Annotated in this window: 20 protein-coding genes; 9 read left to right on the forward strand and 11 right to left on the reverse strand. The window is 54.7% G+C overall.

The genetic code is table 11. The features are described from left to right. Nucleotides 1-20: 20 nt before the first annotated feature. A complete protein-coding gene (locus tag HY913_24080; GenBank protein ID MBI4966380.1) occupies nucleotides 21-878 on the reverse strand; it encodes a glycosyltransferase in 858 nt (285 codons plus the stop codon). Nucleotides 879-1,243: 365 nt separating this feature from the next. On the opposite strand from HY913_24080, the gene HY913_24085 reads away from it, so the two are divergent. From HY913_24085 to HY913_24100, 4 genes are all read left to right on the forward strand, one after another. Beyond that, complete coding sequence (locus HY913_24085; GenBank protein ID MBI4966381.1) at nucleotides 1,244-2,308, forward strand: hypothetical protein; 1,065 nt, start codon at nucleotides 1,244-1,246, stop codon at nucleotides 2,306-2,308. A 266-nt stretch (nucleotides 2,309-2,574) separates the two neighbouring features. After that, nucleotides 2,575-3,765, forward strand: a complete 1,191-nt coding sequence (locus HY913_24090) for an aminopeptidase P family protein (protein ID MBI4966382.1) — start codon at nucleotides 2,575-2,577, stop codon at nucleotides 3,763-3,765. 111 nt (nucleotides 3,766-3,876) lie between these two features. After that, complete coding sequence (locus HY913_24095; protein ID MBI4966383.1) at nucleotides 3,877-4,077, forward strand: hypothetical protein; 201 nt, start codon at nucleotides 3,877-3,879, stop codon at nucleotides 4,075-4,077. A 313-nt stretch (nucleotides 4,078-4,390) separates the two neighbouring features. Continuing rightward, entirely contained in the window at nucleotides 4,391-4,606 is a 216-nt protein-coding gene (locus HY913_24100) for a hypothetical protein (protein MBI4966384.1), read from the forward strand. A gap of 67 nt (nucleotides 4,607-4,673) precedes the next feature. On the opposite strand, the gene HY913_24105 is transcribed toward HY913_24100, so the two are convergent. Beyond that, nucleotides 4,674-5,909 carry a hypothetical protein gene (locus HY913_24105; protein ID MBI4966385.1) on the reverse strand — a complete coding sequence of 412 codons (1,236 nt, stop codon included), beginning with the start codon at nucleotides 5,907-5,909 and terminating at the stop codon, nucleotides 4,674-4,676. 703 nt (nucleotides 5,910-6,612) lie between these two features. On the opposite strand from HY913_24105, the gene HY913_24110 reads away from it, so the two are divergent. Together HY913_24110 and HY913_24115 are read left to right on the forward strand one after the other, a co-directional pair. Beyond that, nucleotides 6,613-8,829: a sulfatase-like hydrolase/transferase gene (locus tag HY913_24110; GenBank protein MBI4966386.1), complete on the forward strand. Its 2,217-nt coding sequence runs from the start codon at nucleotides 6,613-6,615 to the stop codon at nucleotides 8,827-8,829. 236 nt (nucleotides 8,830-9,065) lie between these two features. Beyond that, nucleotides 9,066-9,944 (forward strand): diacylglycerol kinase family lipid kinase, encoded by an 879-nt coding sequence (locus HY913_24115; GenBank protein MBI4966387.1) that lies wholly within the window; start codon nucleotides 9,066-9,068, stop codon nucleotides 9,942-9,944. 35 nt (nucleotides 9,945-9,979) lie between these two features. Here the strand turns inward: HY913_24115 and HY913_24120 are convergent, their stop codons facing one another. After that, nucleotides 9,980-11,239 (reverse strand): glycosyltransferase, encoded by a 1,260-nt coding sequence (locus HY913_24120; protein ID MBI4966388.1) that lies wholly within the window; start codon nucleotides 11,237-11,239, stop codon nucleotides 9,980-9,982. Between the two features lie 345 nt (nucleotides 11,240-11,584). After that, entirely contained in the window at nucleotides 11,585-12,388 is an 804-nt protein-coding gene (locus HY913_24125; GenBank protein MBI4966389.1) for a WecB/TagA/CpsF family glycosyltransferase, read from the reverse strand. Between the two features lie 665 nt (nucleotides 12,389-13,053). Between HY913_24125 and HY913_24130 the strand changes: the two genes are divergently transcribed. The 3 genes from HY913_24130 (at nucleotide 13,054) to HY913_24140 (ending at nucleotide 16,772) form a co-directional block, all read left to right on the forward strand. After that, nucleotides 13,054-14,754, forward strand: coding sequence for a hypothetical protein (locus HY913_24130; protein ID MBI4966390.1), 1,701 nt, complete (start codon nucleotides 13,054-13,056; stop codon nucleotides 14,752-14,754). Next, nucleotides 14,748-15,635, forward strand: coding sequence for a hypothetical protein (locus HY913_24135; protein ID MBI4966391.1), 888 nt, complete (start codon nucleotides 14,748-14,750; stop codon nucleotides 15,633-15,635). Before HY913_24130 ends, HY913_24135 begins: the two co-directional genes overlap by 7 nt. Before the next feature lie 96 nt (nucleotides 15,636-15,731). After that, nucleotides 15,732-16,772 carry a polysaccharide biosynthesis/export family protein gene (locus tag HY913_24140; GenBank protein MBI4966392.1) on the forward strand — a complete coding sequence of 347 codons (1,041 nt, stop codon included), beginning with the start codon at nucleotides 15,732-15,734 and terminating at the stop codon, nucleotides 16,770-16,772. 15 nt (nucleotides 16,773-16,787) lie between these two features. Here HY913_24140 and HY913_24145 read toward each other — a convergent pair whose 3' ends face one another. From HY913_24145 to HY913_24175, 7 genes are all read right to left on the reverse strand, one after another. Next, nucleotides 16,788-17,483 carry an ankyrin repeat domain-containing protein gene (locus HY913_24145; protein MBI4966393.1) on the reverse strand — a complete coding sequence of 232 codons (696 nt, stop codon included), beginning with the start codon at nucleotides 17,481-17,483 and terminating at the stop codon, nucleotides 16,788-16,790. Nucleotides 17,484-17,810: 327 nt separating this feature from the next. Then, nucleotides 17,811-19,067 carry an ankyrin repeat domain-containing protein gene (locus tag HY913_24150; protein ID MBI4966394.1) on the reverse strand — a complete coding sequence of 419 codons (1,257 nt, stop codon included), beginning with the start codon at nucleotides 19,065-19,067 and terminating at the stop codon, nucleotides 17,811-17,813. A gap of 230 nt (nucleotides 19,068-19,297) precedes the next feature. Next, entirely contained in the window at nucleotides 19,298-20,002 is a 705-nt protein-coding gene (locus HY913_24155; GenBank protein MBI4966395.1) for an ABC transporter ATP-binding protein, read from the reverse strand. After that, entirely contained in the window at nucleotides 20,002-20,742 is a 741-nt protein-coding gene (locus HY913_24160; GenBank protein MBI4966396.1) for an ABC transporter ATP-binding protein, read from the reverse strand. The genes HY913_24155 and HY913_24160 overlap by 1 nt, the downstream gene beginning before the upstream one ends. Continuing rightward, the gene (locus HY913_24165; GenBank protein MBI4966397.1) at nucleotides 20,743-21,708 is read right to left on the reverse strand and encodes a branched-chain amino acid ABC transporter permease; all 966 of its coding nucleotides are present in this window, start codon (nucleotides 21,706-21,708) and stop codon (nucleotides 20,743-20,745) included. A 217-nt stretch (nucleotides 21,709-21,925) separates the two neighbouring features. Next, a complete protein-coding gene (locus tag HY913_24170; GenBank protein ID MBI4966398.1) occupies nucleotides 21,926-22,813 on the reverse strand; it encodes a branched-chain amino acid ABC transporter permease in 888 nt (295 codons plus the stop codon). 404 nt (nucleotides 22,814-23,217) lie between these two features. Beyond that, nucleotides 23,218-24,477 (reverse strand): ABC transporter substrate-binding protein, encoded by a 1,260-nt coding sequence (locus tag HY913_24175; protein ID MBI4966399.1) that lies wholly within the window; start codon nucleotides 24,475-24,477, stop codon nucleotides 23,218-23,220. Between the last annotated feature and the right edge of the window lie 302 nt (nucleotides 24,478-24,779).

A 24,779-nucleotide genomic window follows, 5' to 3' on the forward strand; every position in this document is an offset into this window, starting at 1 on the left:
TACGGCAAGGGTTCAGGTAGTTATTGTCCGGATCCTGGCAGGTCGCCTTGAACGAGATCTCGGGCGCCGGCGAGGGAATATCTATCTCCCAGTACGAGCAAGTCGTCGTCGATGTCCTCTCGCTTCTCCATATATGCCCTGTCGAACGGGGTTCTTGCGTGCAGGCATCTCATATCTTTATTGAATACCGTCGTCAGGATTCCTTTTGCCCGGGTGAAAAAGTCGGCGTGATCGACCCTTTTCAACCGGGCGTCCCACCCCACCAGCCTGATCCGATCGGTTCGAGCAATAAAGAAATTGGCCACCTTGTCGTACACCGGCAAGCCGCCGATTGAACTCCCTGCCGGCATTGTTGCCTCCGCGTCGGTGGGAAACAAGCCTTCCCGACTGTAATCAGCGGTTTCAAAGAAGGGCAGATCGACCACCTCACCACCCATTATATCGATTCCGGGATGATGTTCCATGATCTCCAGTGACGTTTCAAGGCTTGTGTGCCTGTAGAAGACGAAGTCGTCGTCCAGGACCAGCACGTACTTCGTGGTAACGTGTCCCAACGCCTCGCTTCGGCCTGCGGATACCCCGCTGTCGTAAGGGAGCACTATCGTATGTGACTCGGGCAAGATCTTTGGATCGCGACTGTCATCCACGACTATTACGCGAAGGTGGGGATATCTTCTCTCTATGCTCTTGAGGAGGCGACGCAACACCAGCGGCCTTTCAAAGGTCTTGACGATCGCGGTAAGATCGCCCACCGCGGCTTGGTGATGTTTTCCGCCAACCGGGTGCACTAAATCGAGCGCCTGCTCCAGAGCCAGTTCCAGCATGATCGTCAAATCGTAGAGCAGTTTTGCTGTCCTCGTGCGAAATCTGCCGCGCATGATCCATTGACGTGAGAGTGTTTTTAGGCCCATCAGTCGCCTCGTGCTTGCTCGCCGGCGTCTCTTTGAAAACTGTGGTGTCTCCGGGAGTTGATGATGCCTGACCACAGGTACCGCGGTCAAGGGTAAAAGGGACAAACCCAGAGGCATCGCTTGTCCCACAACGAAGGGCACGAGCGATGCTGGATATTACGGATGCAAATCTCCCGGAAAGCTAGTAAGCTGTCTCGGAATTTTCAGGGAGAACCGTTTCAGACCAGCGAACCTGCAACGTTTCAAAGGTTCTCTCTGCCGTCGCCTCAGGGCTTCGCTCTACAGAGTGAACAATTCGGCCGCTCTCGGAGAGGCCGACATCGGGAGAATGGATGAGTTCGTCGCTTGGAGACTTGCTGGCACTTGTCGAGACCGATGTGCCGGAACGCCTGATTTCCGCTAATATGTTCTCAGCGCTGATGTCCATATGCCGTCTTCTGCCTATGGAGATCTCTTCAATGATCGGCTTTGAGGGCCGGTTGGCCGAGAAGTCCGGGGAGGTCGATCTCGCCCTCCGTGTGCCCGTGCCTCGAGGATTAGAGATCCTAGCGGGAAACGTCCGGTCATGTCGGCTTCCGGCCTCGTTGTTCGGGGACGTCTCGTGGGAACGGATGCGTAGTCTAGCTCTCGATTGGCAGTCATGGCCCAAGGAGTTGCGTGAGGCCGTGGTGGCTGTGTGGCTGGGGTTCGACGCGGATCAATTCTCGGGTCCCGTGTGGAGCCCAGGCCTGTTCTATATCAGAGTCGGCAAATCCGATAGCTCGCGGGAGTACTGCGGTCAGATCGCTCGGGCAGCTCACGCAATAGTGAAGAACCATCCGCTCCCCCGGGAGTTTGCGGTCGCGCTCGATACGTGCCTTAAAAGGCTGCCCGATCACGCTCTCGTCCGGTACGTGGGGATGGGGATCTCGCGGCCTACGGAAGCGATAAGAATACTCTTGGCGGACTTGACCTCAGGCGACATGCTGGACTATCTCGGTTCAATCGGGTGGCCGGGGAATTTACGAGAGCTTGAGTCCTTCTTCCTCGACGTGGCTCCGTTCGTACACCAATTCACTCTCGGTATTGATATTTTGGACTCGGTGTGCCCAAAATTAGCCATCGAGTGGTACATTGGCGGAGAAGAGCGTTCCGCAGTGGATCGGTCCTGGCCGGATTTCCTCGACTTCATCACCGGCAAGGGTTGGTGCCTGCAGGGAAAATCCGAGGGCCTTTTGCAGTGGCCCGGACAGAAATTATTCCAGGCCGGCAACGATCCTTGGCCGTGGGTTGTGGAAAGATTCCTCAATCACAGCAAGGTTAACTATGACCCGGTCTCCGGGGTGGAAGCAAAGGGTTATTTCGGCCTTTTGTGGCGACGCGCCTCGGAGGTGGTGACTTCTATCAAGGCGAGTTGAAGATCGAGGAAGCCGACGAAGAGCCGCATCCAACGATTTCTTGAATACGCGGCTCGCCCATTGCATAATCTGCAAGAAGTTCTACGCGGGCCTGCCGTGGAATAGCCGCCGCTGCGGAATTCTTGAGCACCAAAGCAGCTGAAAAAGCCAGGCTGGAGCAGCTCAATATGCTCCCCGCGGAGAATCCCCGTTCACGGAGTCCATGAATAGACCATTTGGCCGGCTACCAGGAATATGCGCCCGGCTTTGCCAGGAGTCAGTTGAATATGCCCTCTCATTCTACACCACTTAATGAAATAGAGCGCCGAATTGCAGCTCTTCAGGCAGGCTTGAGTCAGAACGGCTTTGACGGTGCGCTAATCGTTCAGCGCGCGGACCTCTTTTATTTCTCCGGGACAGGTCAGGATGCGCATCTGTTTGTCCCGGTCGAAGGCCAGCCGCTGCTCATGGTGCGCAGAGACTTTGACCGGGCCCGCCAAGAATCGCCTCTCGAAGCGGTGTTGCCCGCAAGCAGCCTATCCGAATTAAGCAAACCGGTGCTTGCGTGTCTGCCTCGCGGAACAAAGGCCATAGGCATGGAGTTGGACGTACTTCCGGTCAACAATTATCGCTTGTACCGTGACCTTTTTCAGGAAGTGAAAATCGAGGACGTTTCTCCCCTGATCAAGGAAGTCCGTATGATCAAGTCGGAGTACGAACTGGAATTGATACGCCGGGCAGCCGAAATGAACGACGCGATGTACAGGCACATCGGAGAAATACTCCGCGAGGGCATGACCGAAATAGAATTGGCGGGGATGCTCGAAGGCTTCTATAGAAAACTGGGACACCAGGGCTACGTAAGGGTCAGAAGCTTTAATCAGGAAGTTTTCTACGGCCATGTCATGTCCGGAAGCAATTTGGCAGTACCAAGTTGTTCCGTGGGCCCCACCGGAGGACCGGGCCCAAATGCGAGCCTACCGCAAGGAGCAGGATTCAAGAAGATAGCAAGACACGAGCCTGTTCAGGTTGATTACGTGGGCATGGTCGGCGGATACATGATAGACCAGGCCAGGACGTTCTTTGTCGGGGAACCGCCTGAAAAGTTCCTGCGGATTCACTCCGAAGCGTTAGCAATTCAGAACGCGCTGGTCCAACAGGGAAGGCCTGGGACCAAGGCTGAAGAATTATATGACACGGCCCTCAGAATGGCCGCGGACGCGAATCTAACCCAAGGATTCATGGGGTATCCTCAGCCGGTGCCGTTCGTGGGGCACGGCATTGGCCTGGAACTGGATGAATTGCCTCTCGTGGGCAGAAAGTCACCCCACTTGCTGCAGCCGGGAATGGTGATAGCCCTGGAGCCGAAATTCATACTGCCTGGAGAAGGTCTGGCGGGGATTGAGAATTCCTTCGTCGTCACCGAAACAAACCTGGAGAAGCTTACGAGGTTTGACGACGCAATTCAGGTGTTGTAATTTCGTGATAAACTGCACCCTGACCGGTTCCATCGTCAAAAAAGAATTTGACTGGCGCGGTGATTACGCTTACCCTCACACTGGATCAACTTCAAAAGGGGAGGGGAAGCCGTGGAAACACAAAAGAACTGCTGGGAAGCCATCCAGTGCGGCCGTTCCAAGGAGTGCCCTGCTTATCCCAAATTCGGCCGGGATTGCTTCGCCGTGACCGGAACGGTCTGCCGCGGTGAAACGCAAGGATCCTTTGAGGAAAAAATTGGAAAGTGCAGGGCATGCGACTTTTACAAGGGATTAATGGATGCCCGCTTCTGATGAAACGTTTCTCATGGTCTTTGCCAAGAAAGTTGATTTAGTTCAAGGTTAGCCTCGTGGAGAACCGGTGCGGTTCGACGTCCCTGTGGGGCCAGGCTACCGCCGCAAGGGTTTCGTTTGCGTACTGTCCGGCGTAAGGTGGGCCGGCTGCTGCCCATTCCCATGGGTCGCTTTTCGCAATCGGACATAGCTTCCCCCTATCGCTGTAAAACCTGAAATATTACCCGTCCCTTCTGAATCCTTTCCCTCGCCCGTGCACCTATATAATAGGATTGGAGCATAATGTCGTATTTTCGGCATAAGGGAGAGTACCATGGATAACGGTGTTATTTTTGGCATCGTGGCGTTTGCGCTGGCCGTGATAATGTTTGGCAGTGTTTTGATTTTCAGGCGCGGGCGTGGGGAAGCCGGCTCCTCGGTCGGCGGAGGCGGAAAAGAGTTTAAGGACTGTTACGATCTGTGCACGCAAGATTCAAGGCTGGCCTCCGAGGGATGCGCTACCATGTGCACCACCCAAGGTTCGCCATAGGCCGTTGTCTTAGCGGAAACCTGGCTTTGACATCCTGCGGAAATAAAGGGCCGCGTCGAAACGGGGCTCAGTAGGTGTAGTCCAAGCTCAAGCCTAAGGACCATGTGGATTGAGTAAAGGATGAATTGGGTATGTCTGAACTTCCAGGCTGAAGAGGGGTCGGTCGGGTGTCTGAAATGATCGTTGAACCGATGATAGATAGGCTCGAGTGCCCTGTGCCTTGAACGTCAAGCCACGAACCGCCGGCCCAGAACCCCGCTTTGGCGAACGGTGTGATGTTCAGGAACGCCTCGATATCCCCCTCAAACCAACGGCCGCCGCTTCCATTCAAACTGAAAACCGTCCTATGAATTTCCTGTTCCGGAAAACCGCCCGGACCATTCTGGATGCGGAAGTCAATGTTGCTGTACCATCTATTCCAGACCAAGGGGCTTCCCCTTACGCGCCATTTTAAGTAGGGGTCACTCAACGTTACCCAAGAGCCTCTACCCGTGCAAATCGGCTTCTTGCAACCTTTCCACATCCCGCGTATACCGACGTAAGGGTCCCAGATTTTACTCAATGGATCGCCCTCTATGACGCCCTGGCAGCCGGGACATATCCGATTGGCCGTAATAGCGCGGCCGAGAGCTTCAACTATGGGTGGAGTGGTGTCATCCCTCCATGTGTCGTTTCGCGGATCTGTGAGCCGGAAATCTATGTGCTCGGTGCGGAATCCGAATTCCACGCTGAACATGCGGGCCACGGAGAAAGCCACCCCGGCGTCAAGGACCCACCAACGGAAATCCGTCGCTGTCCAGTCCCAGGGAGAGACAAGATTCGCGTCGAAAGCCGGCGCCGCGTCAGTGGCACGGCCCACGGCATTCATCTTGATTGTGGCGTCCCTTAACGCGCTGGCTCCCATCTCGCCATAGAACAATATTCTGGGAACCGGCCGAAACTCTCCCCCCAGGAACCCTACCCACACATTAGCGTCCCTCAGTTGCAGATCCATGGAATCGAAGGCCCTGACCGAGGTGGCAGGATTTGCCCCCGGGACGGGGAAGTCCGCGCCAAAAGTCATCCACTGATAACCGACTCTCGAGTACAGTCTGAGCACCTCGGAGTCATCATCGAACAGGACCTGGGGCCCCGGAAGTCCGAAAACAGGAGGTCCGGGAAGAGCGAGCGGGCCTGCTCCCGGCACTCCATAAGGCGTCGGAGGAGGACCCACCTGACCCGGCTGATTCGCAAATTGGCCCATAGCGGCACAGGGCAGCAAGATGGCAGCCGCCAGAATCAAAGCATGAGACAGGGCTTTCAATTCGGTCGCTCCTTACAGGAGGGCACAAAGTGCGAGAGTCGAGTTGGGACAGCAGCGTGAGGCGTCCATCCACAATCTCAGGACACGGGATATTCTATCATAAAATGTTAATCCTATCAATCTATTAAATCAAATTACTAAAGTAATGGATTAACAAGTTCTGCAGCTGGTTGCAAAACCTCGATGGGACAAGAGGACGTTGTGTTATATTGTAGGGGCGGTTCGTGAACCGGCCTAAATCAGAGCGCTTCTCGAAGCGCCCCTACCGCACCAGAACCATCTACGGAGGTTTTGCAACCAGTTGTAGGCAATCGTCTGCTGGAAGTGGAAATCCCGCACTGCTTGCTATTTCGGCAATTGAAACCCGATGTCCGCCGAGAAGCAACCTCCAGGCTCCGAAACAGAAATCGCTTGTTCCTTTTTCCAGGGGCAACAACCGCGGTCTTGCCCCACCCGCAGCTGAATGATTAGATGCTTCAGCGATTAGGCTATTGCATTTCAACAAAAACTCGCGATACTAATCATATTTTAACAAGTTGTTGATCTTCCCTTCATCACGGATTGATCGTGCGCTTGAGTTTGAGGTGAAGGTCACCTGCCTGGACTGGCAGGGGCCGCGTTCCGCCGGGTGTTTCAGACTTGCCGGCATTTGTTGCTTTCACCCGATGAGAGGGCGCTCCAAATTGTTGCCGGAGATCTCTAAATGATGCCTGACAAGCTTCGCCGTCAAAATGAGAAGGACCGCTTCGGTTCCAAGGGCTTGCCCGGCACAGGCTCCGCGTCCGCACAGTGGCTCACTATCCTGCTGTTCCTGTTCTCATCCTCACTGCTGTTCCTTTGGTTGTTCGAGTGGGACCGCTACCGCATGATCGCAGGGCCGCGCATGCTCACGATGTCGGTCCTCGACAAAGCGTTATTGTTTTGGCTGCTGCTGGCCAAATCGCTGGTTTGGTTCTTGCCGTTACTGGTAATTTGGGGCCTTCTCGTAGCATCCGGGCTCAGGCGAACAACGAATTTCGTCGTCAACTTCTGCTGGGTAGCGCTATTTTATTATATGACGATTGACCTTGTTTCCGTGGGGTTTGCAGGGTATCACTTCTGGGACTACCTCCCTAATTTTCGAGACATGTTTGAGCATCCCGAGGTGAAGATCTGGCAATGGGCAGGCGACCGGCTCACTGTCGAGGGGCTTTTGCTGTTGGCCATCTTCGCTGTTTCGGGACCGGTCTTTTTCTTCTGCTTCAGGCGGACACTGGCACTCCTCTTACACCGCCTCCAATGGACATGCTCTCCCAAGGCTTCGACCGCGTTGACGTTTGCGTTCGTTTTCATTGTCCTGGGTTTGGCGCCGGCTATGCAGTTGTTCCAAGATAGATACGCGCTGGATAGGATCTATAATGCGTTGCCCCTTCCGCTCGGCATAAGGAATTCCTTTGAGCGTATGACCGACCGACTGGATACGTGGCTCGGCACAACCGACAAGCAGGCAATAAGCGCCAGCCTTTCGACTATCGGTGATCCGGGGGCTGAACGCTTGGTGCGGCGACTTGCTTCATTCGTGCGTCAGGGGCGTGAGGCCGACTCGCCGGACTCACCCGCGGATGCCGGTGTCGAAACGGCCCCAGGGACGGCTCGATCAAAGCAGTCAGTCGACCCGCGGCGCTCTCGGCAAGCTCGACTTAATCCGGGTGGCAAGCAAACGAACTTCCAGGAGCGTCCCTGGCCGGCCGGGGATAAGTCCGACGAGCCGGCACCGGTAAGACTGCTGAACGAAGCCCTGGACCCCGGACCTATAGATCGCCAGGCTGCCGTGAAAAAGCCGCGACTTCCCAATGTAATATTGATAATTTTCGAGAGCTTTCGGCCTTCCGCTTTGGGGCCGGGGCTAATGAAGGAACTCGATGTCTGGACCAGGCAGGGACTGCGACTTGAACGACACTATTCCGGGTCGAATTGCTCGCATCTGGGCCTGTTTTCTTTGTTCTACGGCAGGTCCGCTCTGGGCTATCACGAAACTCTGGATCGCAAGATACCCGCGCAGATGTTGGAATCACTGCGAGAGTCCGGCTATCGGATCACCTTTTTGACTGCAGGAGAAGTGAAAGGATTCCGGCGGCTCGGGCAGTGGATCAACGACAAATCCTGCGATGTTGTCATTGAGGACGGCGAATCCGCTGTGTCCGGGATGCCGGATTGGCCGAAATCGGATCGCCGCAAGCTGGAGCAAGTGCGGAGTATAGTCAACAACGCTCGCGATCAACCGCAGTTCGTGTTCTTTTATCTTCTTTCGTCTCATTACAGGTACGCGTTCCCGCCGGAATTCGACATTCTTAAAGAATCGGCCTCTTTTTGGCATTTCGTAAATCCCAGACAGCAGATTCAGAACCACATGAATCGCTACTCGAACGCTCTTATGTTTCTGCAACACGAGCTGATGAAGCTGTTCCAATCGATCGATCCGCAGCGCAACATCGTAATGATCACCGGTGACCACGGCGAGTCAATGGGCGAGGACGGAGTGTTCACTCACGGGAGCCGGATGTCGGAAGTGCAGTTGCGGGTCCCGTTCGCGATGGTCGGTCCGGGAATTGAACCTCGCACAATTTCCACCGCCACTGCGCACACGGACGTCTTGCCGACGCTGCTGCATGGTTTGGCCGGCACAGAGGTCCCCATCAGGAGCTGCCAGGGGAGAGATCTGATCGAAGAAACCTCTCCAGCGGATGAAGTGTCGCTTGTGCCGGCCAATGGACCGGACTGGGAAGGATTGATGGTCATCAGAGGGAATAAGCGCATGGTGTTTCGGACCGAATTGGCCGCAAAGCCCCCTTCAATTGAATTTGCGGGCCTGGTGGATGAATCCGGACAGTATGAATTGAAGGTGGAACCAACCCGGCCAGCATCGGGAACACGCCCGTAATTCCCCGTGCACATCTCCCACCGCAGATACTGCACAGGTCGCACAGAGAAGGTTACTTGGGCTATTCTTCGTGCCCGATGCGGCCTCAGCGGAAAGATGGACAATCCGGTACATTCGATGCTCCCGCGTAACCGAACGCTCACCGGTAGAAGCTCTTTCGTCTTGCAAGCACCGGCCGAGCGTGCAAAAAACACATAAACGAGCACGTTTGCCGGAAGGTCAGGAAGGGCCTGAGAATGCGAGTCCTAGTCATCGGCAATCCCATAGCCGGAACTGGAAGAACCGAGCAGCGAATTCACCGGTTCGTGCATGTTCTGCGCAAACATGGGCACGATGTCGAGGTGTACTTGACTTGCGAGGCAGGGGAAGCGTTTGAAAGGGCCCGGTCGGTGGACAAAGGGGTGGAGAGACTCGTGGTTGCGGGGGGAGACGGAACGATAAATGAGGTACTGAACGGCCTCGAAGATCCAGCCCGCATTCCGATTCTCCACTTCCCGACGGGGACGGCCAATCAACTGGCTCGTTCCTTGGGCTTACCCGCTGAACCCGGAATACTAGCCAGGCTTCTCGAAGATGGTCCCATTCAGCGCATCGACATGGGCGTTGCCGGTGATCGCAGATTCCTGCTGCTCGTCAGCGCAGGCTTTGATGCAAAGGTAACCCAGGAAATCCAGAAGCGGCGGAATGATACGCTGGGATATGCAGGCTATGTCCTGCCGGTTCTGAAGACGCTTGCCAGCCATAGCGACACAAAACTGGAAGTGGTATTGGATGGCCGGCAGAGAATCTCCGGCTACAACGTGATGGTGCTTAAGGTGCGAGAATATGGGGGCCTTTTCGTGTTCGCGGATGATGCCCGCCTGGACTCGGGCCATTTTGACGTGTGTGTATTTCGAGAAGGCACCGTCGGGTGGTTATGTCTTTATGCCGTTGCAGGCCTGACGAGAAAGGCGTCTGACTGCCCAGGGTTGGTCCACTTCAAGGCCCGCACAGTGAGAATTGAATCCGAAGAGCCGATCCCGGTGGAAATCGACGGTGATCACTTCGGGACAACTCCGGTTAATATTGATATGAGCCCTTCAATCGTCCCCGTTGTCACCCGCCGCGGGTGGTGAAGCGGCCAGAAGTCCACCCCTGTACGTTATCTGTGTCAAAGCGGATTTCCGTGACGGTGGGCCGCTGCGAGTCCTTCATACACATTTACGTAACGTTCGATCAGGACATTCCAGTCGCGGTGCATTTCCACCCACCGCCGGGCTCTGGTACCTAGTTCTGATCTGAGGTCGGGACTGGAGATCAGTTGTCGGCACTTGTCCACGAGATCGTCAACGTCCTCTGATTTGAACAAGGTCCCATTCACGACGTTTTCTATGTTTTCGCAATGCCCGCCGATATCGCTGGCGATCAAAGGCCTCTCCATGGCCATTATTTCCATGGGCTTTAAAGGCGTGACCAGCCGAGTTTCCCGCGTGTCCCTCCTGGGAAGAACCATGAGGTCGAAAAGGCGATAATAATCCGTCACTTCCTCGTGAGGGACCTTGCCTGTAAAGATCACTCGATCGCGAATATGTCGTTGATCCACCAATTCTTCCAGTGTTGGCATCAATTCACCGTGACCCACCAACAGAAGGGACAATTCGGGGAAAGCAGGTGCCAGCCTGCTCATGGCCTCAACCAGGAGGTCCAATCCTTCATAGTGAAAGAATGTTCCCAAGTAGCCCATGACGGTTCGGCCTTTCAAGCCCAACTTTTCCAGCAGCCGTTCATTCGCCGGCCCTGGAACGAATCTTTTTACATCGACTCCATTGGGGACCACAAAGGTCTTTTCCTCGCCTATCACGTGCCGGGAGAGAATCTCTTGTTTCAACGCTTCACAAATCATGCAGCAGCGATCCGCGCCTCTTAAGGCCATGTTCTCAAGACCGCGCACCACGCGATAACGGATCGAGTTTTCGGTAATTTTGTCGCGAGCAGCGTGAGAATCTTCCCAAATTCCCCTCATTTCATACACAATCGGAATTCCGCGCACGCGGCCCACAGCATCCGCTACCAGACCGCACGTGAACGGGGAATGCCCGTGAATCACGGAAGGCCTGTAATCACGGGCGACCCGCATGGCCGTCGTAAACAAAGACAGGTTTTGAAAGACCCTCAGCGAAGCTTTGATCGGGCTTTTGTCACTCACTTCGGTGGTCGGGGGCAGGACATTGCTGCAAGTCCTGAAATATCGAATGCCGTCAATGTATTCACAGCCTTCCGAATCCAGCGTTCCCAACGGGGCCTGAGAAGGAGAGGTGATCACTAGAGGCTCCAGCCCCTTGTCGCGCTGCTTCATCACAATCTCTCTGCTTCGAATGGCATACCCGTGAGTCCCGGGAACCGATCTGTGCAAAAGATGCATTACGCGCATGACGAATTCCTAAACAATTTATAGCGATTGCCACAATTAATGTCTGATTGCCCTTGAAGAAGCCTACCGCATCCAGCCGCATGGTGCCATTCCTGAGGAGTCACTTTGCAGCGGGTGCGCCTGCGGGCTTGTCCAGCAATGCATTTCCAGGGCATCCCGCGAATCGCGGGACTGGACAAGCCAGTCCCGCGTTGGCGGGATACCCAAGCCATAGCCCCCGTCGCTGGTGGCGGGTTGGAAACAGACAGAATTTCCGGCAACCGCTATAGGTCTATTTTCAAGATGCACCATCAAGCCCGGGTATCTTTCCACCTAATGAGAGCCCTCGGAAACACCTCGAAGCAATTACTCGATGCGAGAGAACCCCCATCGTTGGGCTAGTACTTTCAGCAGAAACATAGGGTTTCCCACCAGGTACCGTTTCCACAAGCGTCGAGGCTCTTCATAGAATCGAAACAGCCATTCCAGATTCCGCTCCCGCATCCAGCGAGGCGCGCGGGGGTGCAGGCCTGCCACGAAATCGAATAAGGCCCCTATAACCCAGACCACAGGTACTTCCAATTTATCTCTGTTGGCCTCGACCCATTTTTCCTGGATGGGTGTGCCCATGCCCACGAGCAGTATTTGCGGCGCGGCCGCATTGATGGCGGCTATTGCCTGGTCGTTGACACGGGGATCTTTGAGGTAACCGTGATGAGATCCAACAACCTGAAGTCCATGACATCGAGACTGCATGATTTCCGAAGCCCGCGCGGCCACGCCTTCCTGGCTCCCGAGAAAATACAACCGCGTGCCTCTCTCGGCCGACGACTCGCACAGGTCGTGTATCCAGTCCGCGCCTGTCATACGTTCCGGCAAATGCCTCCCTAGCAAGCGAATCCCCAGCTTGACGCCCGAACCGTCGCAATAAACAAAATCAGCCCGGTTCAGGATCTCGCGCAATTCCCGATCGCGGGCCGCGACGTTCAGCACATGAACATTGGCGTACATGATGGAATAGCGATCGTGTGAACGTGCCCAGATATGAATTTGGTCGAGAAAGTCGGTCAAAGGCAGGTAATCGACTTTCACGCCAAGAACGGCCACGGATTCTCCGGCAGTTCCGCCCATGGGACCACGTGTCAGCGTATTTTCAGGTGTTCTCTCCAAAGCTCCCCGTCCCTAAATAGTCTGGGTGTTGTTTTGCTCGGGTTTCCATAGGTCTCGTTGCGGACCTTCGAGTAAAGCTAACCGCCCCGCGGACGTGGGTTTGTATCCGGGGAAGCCTCCGTCTGCCGAGAACTTATCCGTTTTATTGCGAAAAAGCACGGAAAGTTCCTCCGGCAGGTCGGTGGGCATTTGCCGAGTTACAATAGGCCATTAGTGTCGCGTCCGCAGAAGGCGCGGCTGCGGAGATCGGCGCTTTAAATCTGGCGTTATGGAATAAGCCACACAAGATCAGATAGTTATAAGGTCTACCCATGTTTAACTTTAACAAATCATTATATCAATTGATTATCATTCGCTTATATGATAGAATAATCTCAAGTGTCAGCCCCTGCCCGTCAAATCTGTGCTTGCAGGTGTTTGAACCGTGACAAGTCCAAAGGAGCGGATCTGAAATTTGATTGGGCCATACCACACCTTGCGTGATGCCGTTGGAGCCGAGAGCCGCAAGAACACGCCGCGACTCAGGTCCAGGCGGCGCTTGGCAAGGAATAATACAGTCATCGGCTCTCAAAGGCAAGCGACCATTGATGCGAGAGCTTCGCGTACGAAGACCGGCGGAGCCGGCGCCTTTCAAGAAGAAAGGCGGCTGCTGACGTGAGGCCTTCATGAGACTGATGATCAAGATCTTGAAAAAGCTCCGTGGCATCTCTGGACGATCATCGCGACCCCGAAAGGGTCCGGGCCTGTCTGACCCGTCAAGCTCGCGCTCGTCGGACCAGGCTGTTGAAGACCTCGTATTCCATCCCGATGACTTGACCTTGCAGTCGGCTTGCGAGAAAAGCACTGGGCCAGGGAATCCCGAGCAGAGCATAGGCGACTTGGTCTTCAACCCGGGCGATCATACGTTCGAGCAACTCGGAGGCGGAGGCTGGAACCCTCGGGAAAAGTTGGTTCACTGCTATGTGTCCGTCAAGGAAATCCTGATCAGAATCCAGGGCAACCTTACACCTCCGCGCGCCATCGGGCTTGCAACTCTATTCATACTGCTGGGCATCATCTGTTATTTGGCATTGTGGGATTCCTATCGGGTGGAAACCAGGCTTCTTTTTTTCCAGAGGGACAATTTGGCCAATGGTTCTTCCGCTTCCGTCCTGGAGAGGGAAGTCGCAATGTTCAAGAACCTTGAGATGATGGCGCTTTTTGCCGCGGATGTTTACGGCCAAATTTCCTCCGTTCCCGAAGCGTTCAGTGGGGACCGGACAGTCACAGGAAGGACATCAGGTCGGCCGAAAGTGGCCTATACGAACTCCGCAAGCGCATCGGATTTGAGAGACTGGCTCCGGAAGTCCATGTCCGTGGATTCAGAGATTTCAAATGGCGTGGCCAAAGTCAGTCTCAGTCTTCAAGGGGATGAACCGGATCTGCTCAAGGCTGTGATGGATGCCTACATCAGCAGTTACGCCGAACACAGGCTCACACTGGAAGCACAGGGTGCGAGACCGGCCAGAGAGGAACCGCGAGACCAGGCAGGGCTCGATGGCCCTTCTTTGACAAAGGCTGCTTTTGAACAGTTGCAAAAAATCGAGCTTCAGCAGCATGGCTGTGAACTGGTCCTCAAATTGATAGATCAGGGAAAAGGGGTTTTCAGCGGGTTTGTCCCTGACGGCAGTATGGCGGGAACACCTTCTTTATCACAGTTTCAGGAAAAGATAGTGCAATTGGAAATTAAGAAGAGGGCACTGGAAGTCCAATTTACACCAAATGCCAGAGAGGTCAGGGCCGTGGACCTGGAAATACAAGGGGTCAAACGCGCCATGAGGGAATGTCTCGTGGAGCACCTGGAGTTTTTGAAAAAGGGCAAGGAACAGGTCTTGGTTCAAAACGAGCTATCCGCACCCAAGAACGTTCCTACCCGAGGCCCCCATCCAAACGGAGACAATGGTTCCCCAAGACACGAGTCCGCGTCCTCGGATTCGTGGATCTTGATAAGAGACGGTCTCTATATGCTGCGCGATACGCCGCGGATTGGCAAGAAGCCTTTGTTGGTACGAGCCGGAGACTTCAAGCGCAGCGCAGTGGCCTATTTCTCGCCAGCAGAGCGCGGGAAGCTAGCTTCCAAGGCGGATAGGACGAAGGGCTCTTCGCACCCTCCAAACAAAGAGAGTACCGGCAACGGAGCCAACCTTGACCGTACGGCAAATGCCCGATTTGAATCACAATCGCTGCCTGGCAACGCGAACGCGTTTTCGAGGGTTTCTTCCGGACGCGAGGACAGCTCCCGGGTGGAAGGGAAACCCGACAAAGAGGAGGTGCCTTACTGGGACCCCGTGCCCGCGAGCCACTTCGGGAGAAGACCACTATGGTGAGCCTCCGCCCCATAAGTCAGGAACCGCCTGCTGAGGTCCTCCGAAAAGGGTATCGAGTCCTGTCGGCCTGGATGCTGGCCGGCATGATGCTCATCCTGATTGCGTTCCCTGCGGTGTCCGCAGGCGACCCGCTGGATTGGAACGGCTTTGGTTCCGCGGGCGTGGAGGTGTGGCTGACCCGAATGGACGGACGCGCGGGTTTTGCAAGAGAAACAGGGGCAACGGGCACATTGAACGATTTCCGGGACGACCTTGGCATACCGGGCGGAAACACCACTTTCAGACTATTGGCCTCGCTGCGGCCTCTTGAACACCATCTGGTAAGACTGTTTGGGAGTATCCCCGAGACTTACCGCGGAGAGAAGCAACTGGAACGGCAATTAAGAACCAGAAATAACGTGTACGAGCCGAATACGATAGTAAAGTCGGAAACCCGCTATGGCATGTTCGGCTTCGGCTATGACCTGGATTTTCTGGTGGGGCCGCGATGGTTTGGGGGCCTTCACGGTGACCTTCGGTACCTGGATTTTCGGTTCCGCATTCGAGGCGAGACATCGGGCTTGGAAGACACAGCCGTGGTGGCCGAGGTGACCCCTTGTATCGGCGCGCATGTTCAGGGAAGGCTTCCGGTCGTGGATCAACGATTTCCCGGCCTCGGCGTAGGTCTTTTCAGCAGAATGACGTACGGCATGACCCCGAATTTCCTGAATTATTACGATATCACCACAGGGGTGGCTTTCACCGTGGCGCCGGGAGGATTGGTGGCGGTGGATCTCAAAGCTGCATACGCGCTTGAAGGCTTGGCCGAAGAGAACATCTCGGGAAAGGACGTGCAATTCCACAGAGACGGACTGATGTTTTCCGTTCAAGCGGCTTTTTAGGGCCGCTTGCGAGGCTTAGCATTTGACAGGGCAGAGGTCGTAACCGCACGAATGGGCATTTTTCAAGACATACCCGCACCCACAGGAAGCGGCATCATGCGGACAAGAATTCCTTCCGGAAGAATCGGCAATACTATGAGACGGATCATAGCGGTTGCTGTTGCCGCGCTTCTGGTGAACGGGTGTGTCATCCCTCTACATCGCGCTGTGGTCAATGAGACCCCCGCGGCGGTTGCGAAACGCGTCACGCAGTTTTTCCCCACAACTCTCTATCGGCTCGCCGCGGGAGATGTCCTGGAAATTCTTTACCTGACTGCTCCCGGGACGACCCCGACGCCGTATACGCTGCAACCCAAGGACTCCTTTGACCTGGAATTTGCTTTTCACCCCGAGCTGAATCGCACGGTCCGAGTTAGGCCTGACGGCAAAATCAGCATTCCCAGAAAGAACGACGTTTCCGTCGTCGGCCAGACCGCGGACGAAGTTAAGCAAATGCTGACGAAACTCTATTCGGATTTACTGCGAGATCCGGAAATTACGGTCAGTGTCAGGGAATTCAGCGCCAAAATGGATGAGCTGCAAAAGGCCATGTCCGCAGGCTCGATCGGGCAGCCGAGGCTCATAAACATCTTGCCTGACGGACAAATATCGCTTCCGCTTGTGCCGAGCATGCGCGCGGAAGGGTTCACCGTATCCGAGATTTCCCGGCGGGTGAACGACGCGTACAAGAAGCTTTTCCCGGAGATGAAGATCGCTATTATGCTCAGGGAAATACTGGGAAACGTGGTGTTTGTTGACGGCGAGGTAGCCAAGCCCGGTGTATACAATTCCAAAACCCGCCTGACGGTTCAGCAAGCAATTGCCCTGGCAGGAGGGACCAAAGAAACCGCAGAGCCCAGAACCGTCCTGGTGGTGTCCAAGGCTCCGGACGGCCGATTCCTCGCCCGGACCACGAACCTAACTAAGTTGACTTCCGAGTCGGATTACCTGCTGCAACCTAACGATCTGGTGTACGTCTCCATGAGCACCATAGCCCGCGCAGACGTCTGGGTCGACCAGAACATCCGAAAGCTTCTCATGTTTACCGGCTGGTCCCTGGGAATCGCCGCAGATCTGGGACGGACCACAGCCAGATAAGTCAGGACGGGCCGCCTATTCTTTCACCCCGCGCTCAGTGAGGAATTTCACCAACTCTTCATTCTTATTCCTCCTGGCGACCGTGAGGGCAGTAAATCCAAACTGATCCTTTAGCGTCACATCTGCCCCACCGTCGATGAGGGCCTTGAGCGTTGGAGTACGCCCCGCGGACGTGGTTATGCACGCGGCGATCAAAGGAGTGGCCCCAAGATGGCCCTTTTTGTTGACGTCAGCGCCATGTTGGAGAAGAAGGGTCACCAGTTCCGTATTGCCCCACCTTGCGGCTTCGATCAAAGGCGTGTCGCCCATTTGGCCGGCTATATTGGGATCGGCTCCCTTTTCCAAGAGCAACTTCACAATGCCAATATTCTTCCAGGTCTTCAAGGCCACTAATAGAGGCGGATCGCCCACTGTGTCCTTGAGATTCGGATCCGCGGCCTTATCCAAAAGAAGCCCGACAATCGCGGGTTTGTCTCTGCGCACCCCATGCGTGAGAGGAGTGTCGCCCGCCTTGTCTCGACCGTTGACATCAACTCCCTCGTTGAGGAGCTGGGTCACCTTCTCAATTTTTCCGAAAGAACACGCGCTCGTCAGTTCGTCGATGTTGTCGGAACCGGCGACAGGAGCAGCCCAAGACAACAGTCCTAACAACAGGCCGACCAGCAACATCTTTTTGCATTCAATACGCCGTCCATTCATCTTCAAAGCCAAACCCTTTCTTCGCTGATTTCACTCTCGTCCTCAGGCTCCAGCCTGGGAACGAGAAGATAAACTCCTCCGAAGCCAAAATGTTGTCCCTAGCAGGTCGCCAACACGCCGCCCGTGACTTCTTCAAAACTCCGGCATACACAGATTCCGCTGTAGGGGCGCTTCGAGAAGCGCCCTGGTTTCGGGCGGTTCACGAACCGCGCCGTACCGAGATGTGTCGCCAGCCCGAGCCGGGTAGGATGTGGTGAGCGAAGCGAACCGCATCGCTCGCGTGAAAAGAGCCCCACAAGGCCACCGATGCGGTTCCCGACGGTCACCGCATCCTACGCGCTATTCCTTTGCCCCAACTGCCTTGAGGTATTTTACGATCTCTTTCTGATCTCCCGCTTCTGCGATCTTTAGGGCGGTCATGTTTTTCAGGGTCCTGGCTCCTAAATCGGCGCCCTTGTCCACAAGCAATCTGGCCACCGCCAGGCGACCGTTCTTCGCAGCAGCCATCAGGGCTGTCCCGCCTTGCTGATCCTTCGCATTGATATCAGACCCCCTATTCAAAAGTAGCGTCACCACCTCCAAGCGACCTTCTGCAGCAGCCAGTTCCAAGGCTGTGAAGCCATCCTTGCTCTTTGCATTGACATCAGCGCCCTTATCCAACAGTAGCCTCACCACCTTTAGGTCACCGTTACTGGCCCCGTTCATTAACGCTGTGAATCCAAATGTGTCCTTCGCATTGATATCAGCGCCCTTTTCCAGAAAGAGCCTCAAAAGCTCCGAGTGACCTTCCGTTGCAGCTAGTTGCAAGGCTGTGACGCCCCGATTGCTCTTTGCATTGATATCAGCGCCCTTGTTCAGGAGTAGCCGCACTATTTCCATGTGACCCTTCGGCGCAGCCCCTATCAGAGCTGTGAAGCCATCGTCATTTGTTCCACTGATTTCAGCGCCCTTAGCCAAAAGAAACTCGACCACATTGAGATGTCCCGCAAAGGACGCCTCTGTCAGAGCCGTTTGTCCATCGTGGTCCTGTCCATTTGCGTCAGCGCCTTTAGCCAAAAGGGTTTTGACCGCCGCCAGATCGCCGATCTTTGCAGCGTCCACGAGTTGCTCTTGCAGAGACCCCGCTCCGTGGGCTTTGAGAAGTTCTATGATCCGGCTGTGACCGTTCTCGGTAGCGATCATCAATGCCGTCCTGCCCAGGTCATCCTTGGCACTGAGATGGGCTCCCTTTTTCAAAAGCAGGTTGACTATCTCTACGCGATCCCTTCTGGAAGCCTCCATCAGCGCCGTTTCTCCTCTTGCAGCCTTGTCATTGACCTCAGCGCCCCTATCCAGAAGGAGTTTCACCACGTACGCGTGCCCCCGTTTGGCAGCCATCATCAGTGCCGTCCAGCAATGCTGATCCTTTGCATTGACGTCAGCTCCCATGTCAATACGACTCTTGACCCACTCCAGATCCCCTTTGCTTGCTGCGTCGATGAGTTGCTCATCGAGGAAGGGCGCTGCCCTTCCGACCCCGACCCACAACTGCAAGGCCAAGACAAAAACCACCGCCAACCATTGCTTCGCGATCGCGGGAGTGCGGTAATTTTTCATGGCAAATCTCCGGTTCTACACAGGTTCGGCCTCGTTCCCAGGCTCCAGCCTGGGAACGCATACCGGGTGGCTCCAGCCTCCATTAGAGCCCTCTGAAGAAATACTCCGGAATTTCCGGGCCGGAGCCCGGACGGCAGACATTCCCAGGCTGGAGCCTGGGAACGAGAGGAACGATGCGGTTCCCGTTGGTCACCGCATCCTCCGCGCTGATCCAGCCGCGCACCTCGGAATCAAACCCCCAGGTACTTGGTCATAAGCTCCTGGTCCTGTCTGAGGCTCTGAACGGTCCCTTCGTAGACTATTGTGCCTTTGTCGATTACATACGCGCGGTCGCTCACGTCAAGCGCGAATAGAGCGTTCTGTTCGGTCAATAATATGGTCAGCCGCTCTGATTTGAGTTTCTCGATCTGGCGTTTGAGCAGTTGTACCACGATGGGCGCGAGTCCGATTGTCAGCTCGTCGAGCAACAGCAGCTCCGGTTCTCCCATGAGAGAACGCGCTATGGTGAGCATCTGCTGTTCACCGCCGCTCAAGGTCCCGCCGGCTCGATTCATCAGGTCCTTGAGCCTGGGGAAAAGCGAGTAAATTCTTTCCAGGGCTGCCGAAACCTGCCTGGAGTTCTTTCCGCGGCAACCAAGCTCCAAATTGTCTTTGACCGTCAGCTCGCTGAAGATCCACCGGTTCTCAGGCACGAATCCCATTCCCATGCGCGCGATCTCGTAGGGTTTTTTCCCCGTCAGATCCACGCCTTTGAACTTGACACTTCCCGACTTCGGTGGGTTCAGGCCGACTATGCTGCTCAAGGTGGTTGTCTTGCCGGCTCCGTTCCTTCCCAGAAGGCAAACAACCTCGCCTTTGTCGAGCTGCACGGAGACATCGAAAACAGCCTGGAAAATGTCATAAAAAGTGTTGATTTTGTTTACTTCTAGAAACATCAGCCCTCGCCCAGATATATTTCCCGGACCCTCTTATCGTTGTGGACCTCCTCCGGAGATCCTGAGGCGATCACCACGCCGAAATTCATCACGGTAATGTGCGCGGATACCGAAAAGACCATGTCCATCTTATGTTCGGTAAACAAGACCGTCGTCCCGGTGTCGCGGTTTATTTTCCGAATAAGATCGATAGTGCCCGTTGTCTCGGTGGCGGACATCCCGCAGGTCGGCTCGTCCAGGAGTATCATTTCAGGCCGCGTGCCCAGGACAATGCCCAACTCCAACCTTTTCATGTCGCCTGCAGAAAGCACTCCGGCAAGTTCGTCCGCTTTGTGGAGCAGATTCACCTGAGCCAGCACGGCCCGGGTTTCTTCGTGAGCCATGTTGGTGGAGTCCGAAAACAGGTTCAGGCCTTGTCCCTGGTTGAACAGAACCGCGGCCTGCACGTTTTCAAACACCGTCAGCTTCGGAAAGATCTTCGTCACCTGAAAGGATCTGCCCATGCCCAGTTTGACAGTCTGTTCCGGCTTGAACCCGGTCACGTCCCGGCCTTTGAAAATGACCTGCCCGCGGTCGCAAAGGTAGAATCCGCTTATCATGTTGAAGAGCGTGGTCTTTCCCGCTCCATTGGGGCCGATAACACTGTAGATTCGGCCCTGTTCCACACTGAGGTCAACTCCTCCAACGGCAACAACACCACCGAATGTTTTCGTGAGGCCCTTCAGTTCCAGGATAGCCATTTAAACCTTTTTCCTTTTGGAAGAGAATCCGAGCTTTTCTTTGATGAGGCCGCCGACGCCTTCAGGGAAGAACAAAACTATCAAAACTAGAGTCACGCCCAGGACCATTCCCCAATACTGAGTGTAAGAGGTGAGAAAACTGTTCAGGAGCACCATTATTGCCGCGCCGAGCGCCGGGCCCAAGAAAAGGTGCATGCCGCCGAGCAATCCCATGAGTATGACTTCGCCTGAGGAACTCCAGAAGAGGATTTCAGGTGACAAAGATGTTTCGAGAAAAGTGAACAGCGCTCCTGCAACGCCTGAGAAGAAAGCGGATACCACAAAGGCCACGAGCCTGTAGTTGTTTACATTCACGCCAATAAAATTGGCGCGTTCCGTGTTTTCTCGCATAGTCCGCAGAATCAGCCCGAAGGGGGATTTCGTAATCCGCCACAAAACGTAAATGCATACCAGTGTGACCGCCAGCGCGAAGAAGTAATAATTCACATAGGATTCAAGTGTGGAAAGCAGCTCGGGAACCGGTATTCCCTGGATGCCGTCGTCGCCGTACGTAAAGCTCCGCCATTTGTAGACCAGGATGTAAAGGAGTTGCGAGAAGGATAGTGTAAGGGTGGCAAAATAGAACGTGCCCCTTATTTTTACACAGAAATAGCCTATCATGCCCCCGACCACCGAAGCCGCCAGCGGAGCGGCCAGGAACGCTACAACCGTCGGGCACGAGGTTTTCACCAGGAGCAAGCCGCACGCGTACGCGCCCGCACCGAAAAAAGCCGCGTGGCCGAACGACATCATACCCCCGTACCCGAGCACCAGATTGAAACTCATGGCAAACAGGGTCCAGACGAGTATTTTAGTTATTAGATATAAATAGTATTGCGAAACCGACTCCACCACGAAAGGCAGCGCAATAAAAACAGCCCCCAGAGCTAATCCCCAGCAAATCTTCCCGACGGTTCCGAGCTTCATGAATTCTGTCTCACCCCAATTCGCATTCGAAGAAGTGATCTGGATGGGAGCAAAAGTGAGGCCGTCGGTCAAAATCCCCCCTTCCCCCCTTTAAAGAAGGGGGGGAAGCCAGAATGTTACCCCCCTTTGCTAAAGGGGGGTTGGGGGGATTTTTTTGAGAACACTCCATGCGCCCGCGACTTTGGATGTTACTTCTTTGATTGCGCATTGGTCTCAGTTACCTAGTCGTTTTACCCAGCAGGCCTGAAGGCCTGAATATTATGATCAAGGCGGCCAAAGCAAAGAGAAAAGCCATGGCATACTTTTCCAGAACCAGTATGCCGAAAGCGTAGGTTTGGCCGGTTATAAGAGCGGCAAGGAGTGCTCCCCATACGTTTCCCAAGCCCCCGATTATGACCACCAGAAAGCATTCGATGATGATCAAAACGTCCATTCCTAGAGCCAGCCTGACGGTAGGCGCAATTACAACACCGGCCAGCCCCGCCAGACCCGTAGCCACCATGAAGACCAAAGTGAACAAAGTCCCCACATTGTAGCCCAGCAAGCCGACCATATCGCCCTGTTCCGAAGCCGCCCTCATCAGCTTGCCGAGCTTGGTGGTGTTCAGAATGAACCACATGCCCACTGCCACAGCCAGGCCTGTGCCTATTATGAAAAAGTAATAAGCAGGAAAGGCCTGCCCCAAGAGGTTCACTGACCCTTCAAGCTGCGGGGGCATTCTCACGATCCTCATGTCCGATCCCCAGAGCAGCTTGACGGCATCGTTGAAAATGAATATCAGCGCATAGGTCAGAAGAATCTGCAGCAAATGCTCCTTCTCGTAGATCCTTCGCAGCAGGAAATATTCCACAGCTCCTCCGACAACGCCTATCGCGCACGGTACCACGATCAACGCAATCCAGAATCCATAGCCGGCCCCCATGAAAAGCTGGGTGAGAGAATAGGCCATATAGGCGGCCAACATGTAGAAAGACCCATGAGCAAAATTTATTACGCGCATCACCCCGAATACCAGGGTAAGGCCGGAGGCCATAAGGAACAGGATCATGCCGCGACATAACCCGCTGACGAACTGCGCCACCAACATTGAAGGGTCTATACTCATGAAGTCACACCAATGTGGGCTCAAGCAAATGCGCTTGCCGTCCTCACTCCGATTCCCTCCCAGAGGGAAAGTGGAGCAATTACGTGGGCCTTTGGGTTCCCTTTACTGCCGAGAGAGGGCAGAGTGAGGGTCCCTTCCGTGATTGTGAACAGATACGAATGAGCTTTCAGACCGGGAAATTCAGAGGGAAGCTTGCTTGCACAAAAGGGTTTCCCTCGCGGATTCCCTGTCTGATACCCGATCGCGTTCAAACACTGAAGGATCAGGTAGATCCCGCACGGACCTAAGCGACCTTAGGTCCGTGCTGATTTTGGATCAAACAATCTTCACCGTTTGAAAGCGAATCCGTATGAAAGCTTATAACAATCGATCCAGGAACCGGGACCGACTTGTCGCTGTGTCGTCTACTTGGCTGTTTTCCTGGCTTCCGCGATCTCTGCGCAGGAAGGCATCGTCTCTCCCGCCGGGGTAGTGACCACATCTTTGATCACGGGGAACGGAAACCCATCGACCTTGACTATTTTCCCCCAAAAAGCCGGAGTTTCCGCCTGATGATCGCACTCTCGCATCTTGATCTTGCCAATTGGCGTGTCAATGGTGAGACCTTCCAGAGCCGCGATTACTTTCTCAGTGTCCGTGGTCCCGGCTTTTCGTATCGCCTCGGTGAGGAACTTGGCACAGCAGTAGCCCGCAAAACTCCCAATTCCCGAGGGATAGGGATCGGGCGCGCCGGCCTTGGTAGTGAAGTCGAGATATTGTTTCACAAATTCCTTGTTTTGTGGGGTATCCGGATAGTACCAAAGGTAATTTACCCCGCCGTACGCGCCTATAGGCATGTCTTCCTTCAGAGCTTTAGGGAACAGCGAGTCTGACAGGGCAAAGGCGTATACCGGAAATTGCTCGAAAAGGCCAAAGAGCTTGGCCTGCTTCATGAAAGCAATCAGTCCGGAAGCCCCGAAAGCCGCGTACACAGCGTCGGGTTTCTTCGCGGCCAAAGCCGTCAGATAAGGAGTATAATCGGTCTCTCCAACCTTGGGCCACACATCGCCGACTTTTTCCACGTCAGGCTTTATCTTTTTCAGTCCGTCCCAGAAATTCTCGGCAATCGAGTGGCCGTATTCATAATCATCGCCAATAATGTACCAGTTCTTATAAGGTTGCTGGGACGCATATCGGCTTCCCGCCAGCCCTTCAATAGCAGCGCTGGGGCATCCTCGGAACACATATTTGTGGCCCTTGTCGCCGGTGATCCGGTGACTCCTGGAAATGTGAACCATGAAAAGCTTCTTCTTCTGCTTAGCGAACTCGGAAACAGCAAGGGCGCCACTGCTATTTACGGTCCCGGCAAGGAAATCGACGTTTTCTTTGAGGGTCAACTCTCTGGCGTGCGCGAGGGCTTCATCCGCCTTGAACTTGTCGTCACGGGTCAGGATCTCTATCTTTCGGCCATTGATCCCCCCTTTTGCATTGATCTCTTCAACCACCATTTGCCAACCTATGAGGGCAGGCTTGGTAAACGCCGCCGCTCCTCCGGTGTAGCAGTCAATCATTCCGATCTTGATCGGTTTCTCCGCAGCTGAGGCCACCAAGGTAACCGAGAAAACCATGACTGCCGCGAGGCCCAAGACCAGCCCGGCATATCGGCATCTAGCACTGAACCGCATTTTATGCCTCCTTGTGTGAAAGCTTTACTCCAAATGCAACCGTAGTTCGGCCGCTCAATAACTCCCCATTAGACGAAGAATATCGGAGCACCTGAATCCCGTATTCGCGGAATAATCACACTGATATGACTGCAAACATACTTTAGCGGAACAGTTGGTTCGGAAAGTTTTCGGCTTACACATATTGCCAGGACAGATGCCCTAAAATGCTACACGATCAAGGTTGTCGCCAACAATCAGGGTCGGCGGGCACGGCCCGCCGACTACGATTGGGCGAGACCTATCCTGTAGCGGGCCGTACC

The sequence above is a fragment of the Desulfomonile tiedjei genome (genome assembly GCA_016212925.1).
Classification (GTDB): Bacteria; Desulfobacterota; Desulfomonilia; order Desulfomonilales; family Desulfomonilaceae; genus JACRDF01.

What these genes read in the sequence shown, in the direction of transcription:
- HY913_24160 (MBI4966396.1), bottom strand. Translation starts at nt 20,742, where the DNA reads ATGGCTATCCTGGAACTGAAGGGCCTCACGAAAACATTCGGTGGTGTT.
- HY913_24150 (MBI4966394.1), bottom strand. Translation starts at nt 19,067, where the DNA reads ATGAAAAATTACCGCACTCCCGCGATCGCGAAGCAATGGTTGGCGGTG.
- HY913_24165 (MBI4966397.1), bottom strand. Translation starts at nt 21,708, where the DNA reads ATGAAGCTCGGAACCGTCGGGAAGATTTGCTGGGGATTAGCTCTGGGG.
- HY913_24080 (MBI4966380.1), bottom strand. Translation starts at nt 878, where the DNA reads ATGCGCGGCAGATTTCGCACGAGGACAGCAAAACTGCTCTACGATTTG.
- HY913_24135 (MBI4966391.1), top strand. Translation starts at nt 14,748, where the DNA reads ATGGTGAGCCTCCGCCCCATAAGTCAGGAACCGCCTGCTGAGGTCCTC.
- HY913_24120 (MBI4966388.1), bottom strand. Translation starts at nt 11,239, where the DNA reads ATGCGCGTAATGCATCTTTTGCACAGATCGGTTCCCGGGACTCACGGG.
- HY913_24115 (MBI4966387.1), top strand. Translation starts at nt 9,066, where the DNA reads ATGCGAGTCCTAGTCATCGGCAATCCCATAGCCGGAACTGGAAGAACC.
- HY913_24175 (MBI4966399.1), bottom strand. Translation starts at nt 24,477, where the DNA reads ATGCGGTTCAGTGCTAGATGCCGATATGCCGGGCTGGTCTTGGGCCTC.
- HY913_24140 (MBI4966392.1), top strand. Translation starts at nt 15,732, where the DNA reads ATGCGGACAAGAATTCCTTCCGGAAGAATCGGCAATACTATGAGACGG.
- HY913_24110 (MBI4966386.1), top strand. Translation starts at nt 6,613, where the DNA reads ATGATGCCTGACAAGCTTCGCCGTCAAAATGAGAAGGACCGCTTCGGT.
- HY913_24130 (MBI4966390.1), top strand. Translation starts at nt 13,054, where the DNA reads ATGAGACTGATGATCAAGATCTTGAAAAAGCTCCGTGGCATCTCTGGA.
- HY913_24100 (MBI4966384.1), top strand. Translation starts at nt 4,391, where the DNA reads ATGGATAACGGTGTTATTTTTGGCATCGTGGCGTTTGCGCTGGCCGTG.
- HY913_24090 (MBI4966382.1), top strand. Translation starts at nt 2,575, where the DNA reads ATGCCCTCTCATTCTACACCACTTAATGAAATAGAGCGCCGAATTGCA.
- HY913_24155 (MBI4966395.1), bottom strand. Translation starts at nt 20,002, where the DNA reads ATGTTTCTAGAAGTAAACAAAATCAACACTTTTTATGACATTTTCCAG.
- HY913_24170 (MBI4966398.1), bottom strand. Translation starts at nt 22,813, where the DNA reads ATGAGTATAGACCCTTCAATGTTGGTGGCGCAGTTCGTCAGCGGGTTA.
- HY913_24085 (MBI4966381.1), top strand. Translation starts at nt 1,244, where the DNA reads ATGAGTTCGTCGCTTGGAGACTTGCTGGCACTTGTCGAGACCGATGTG.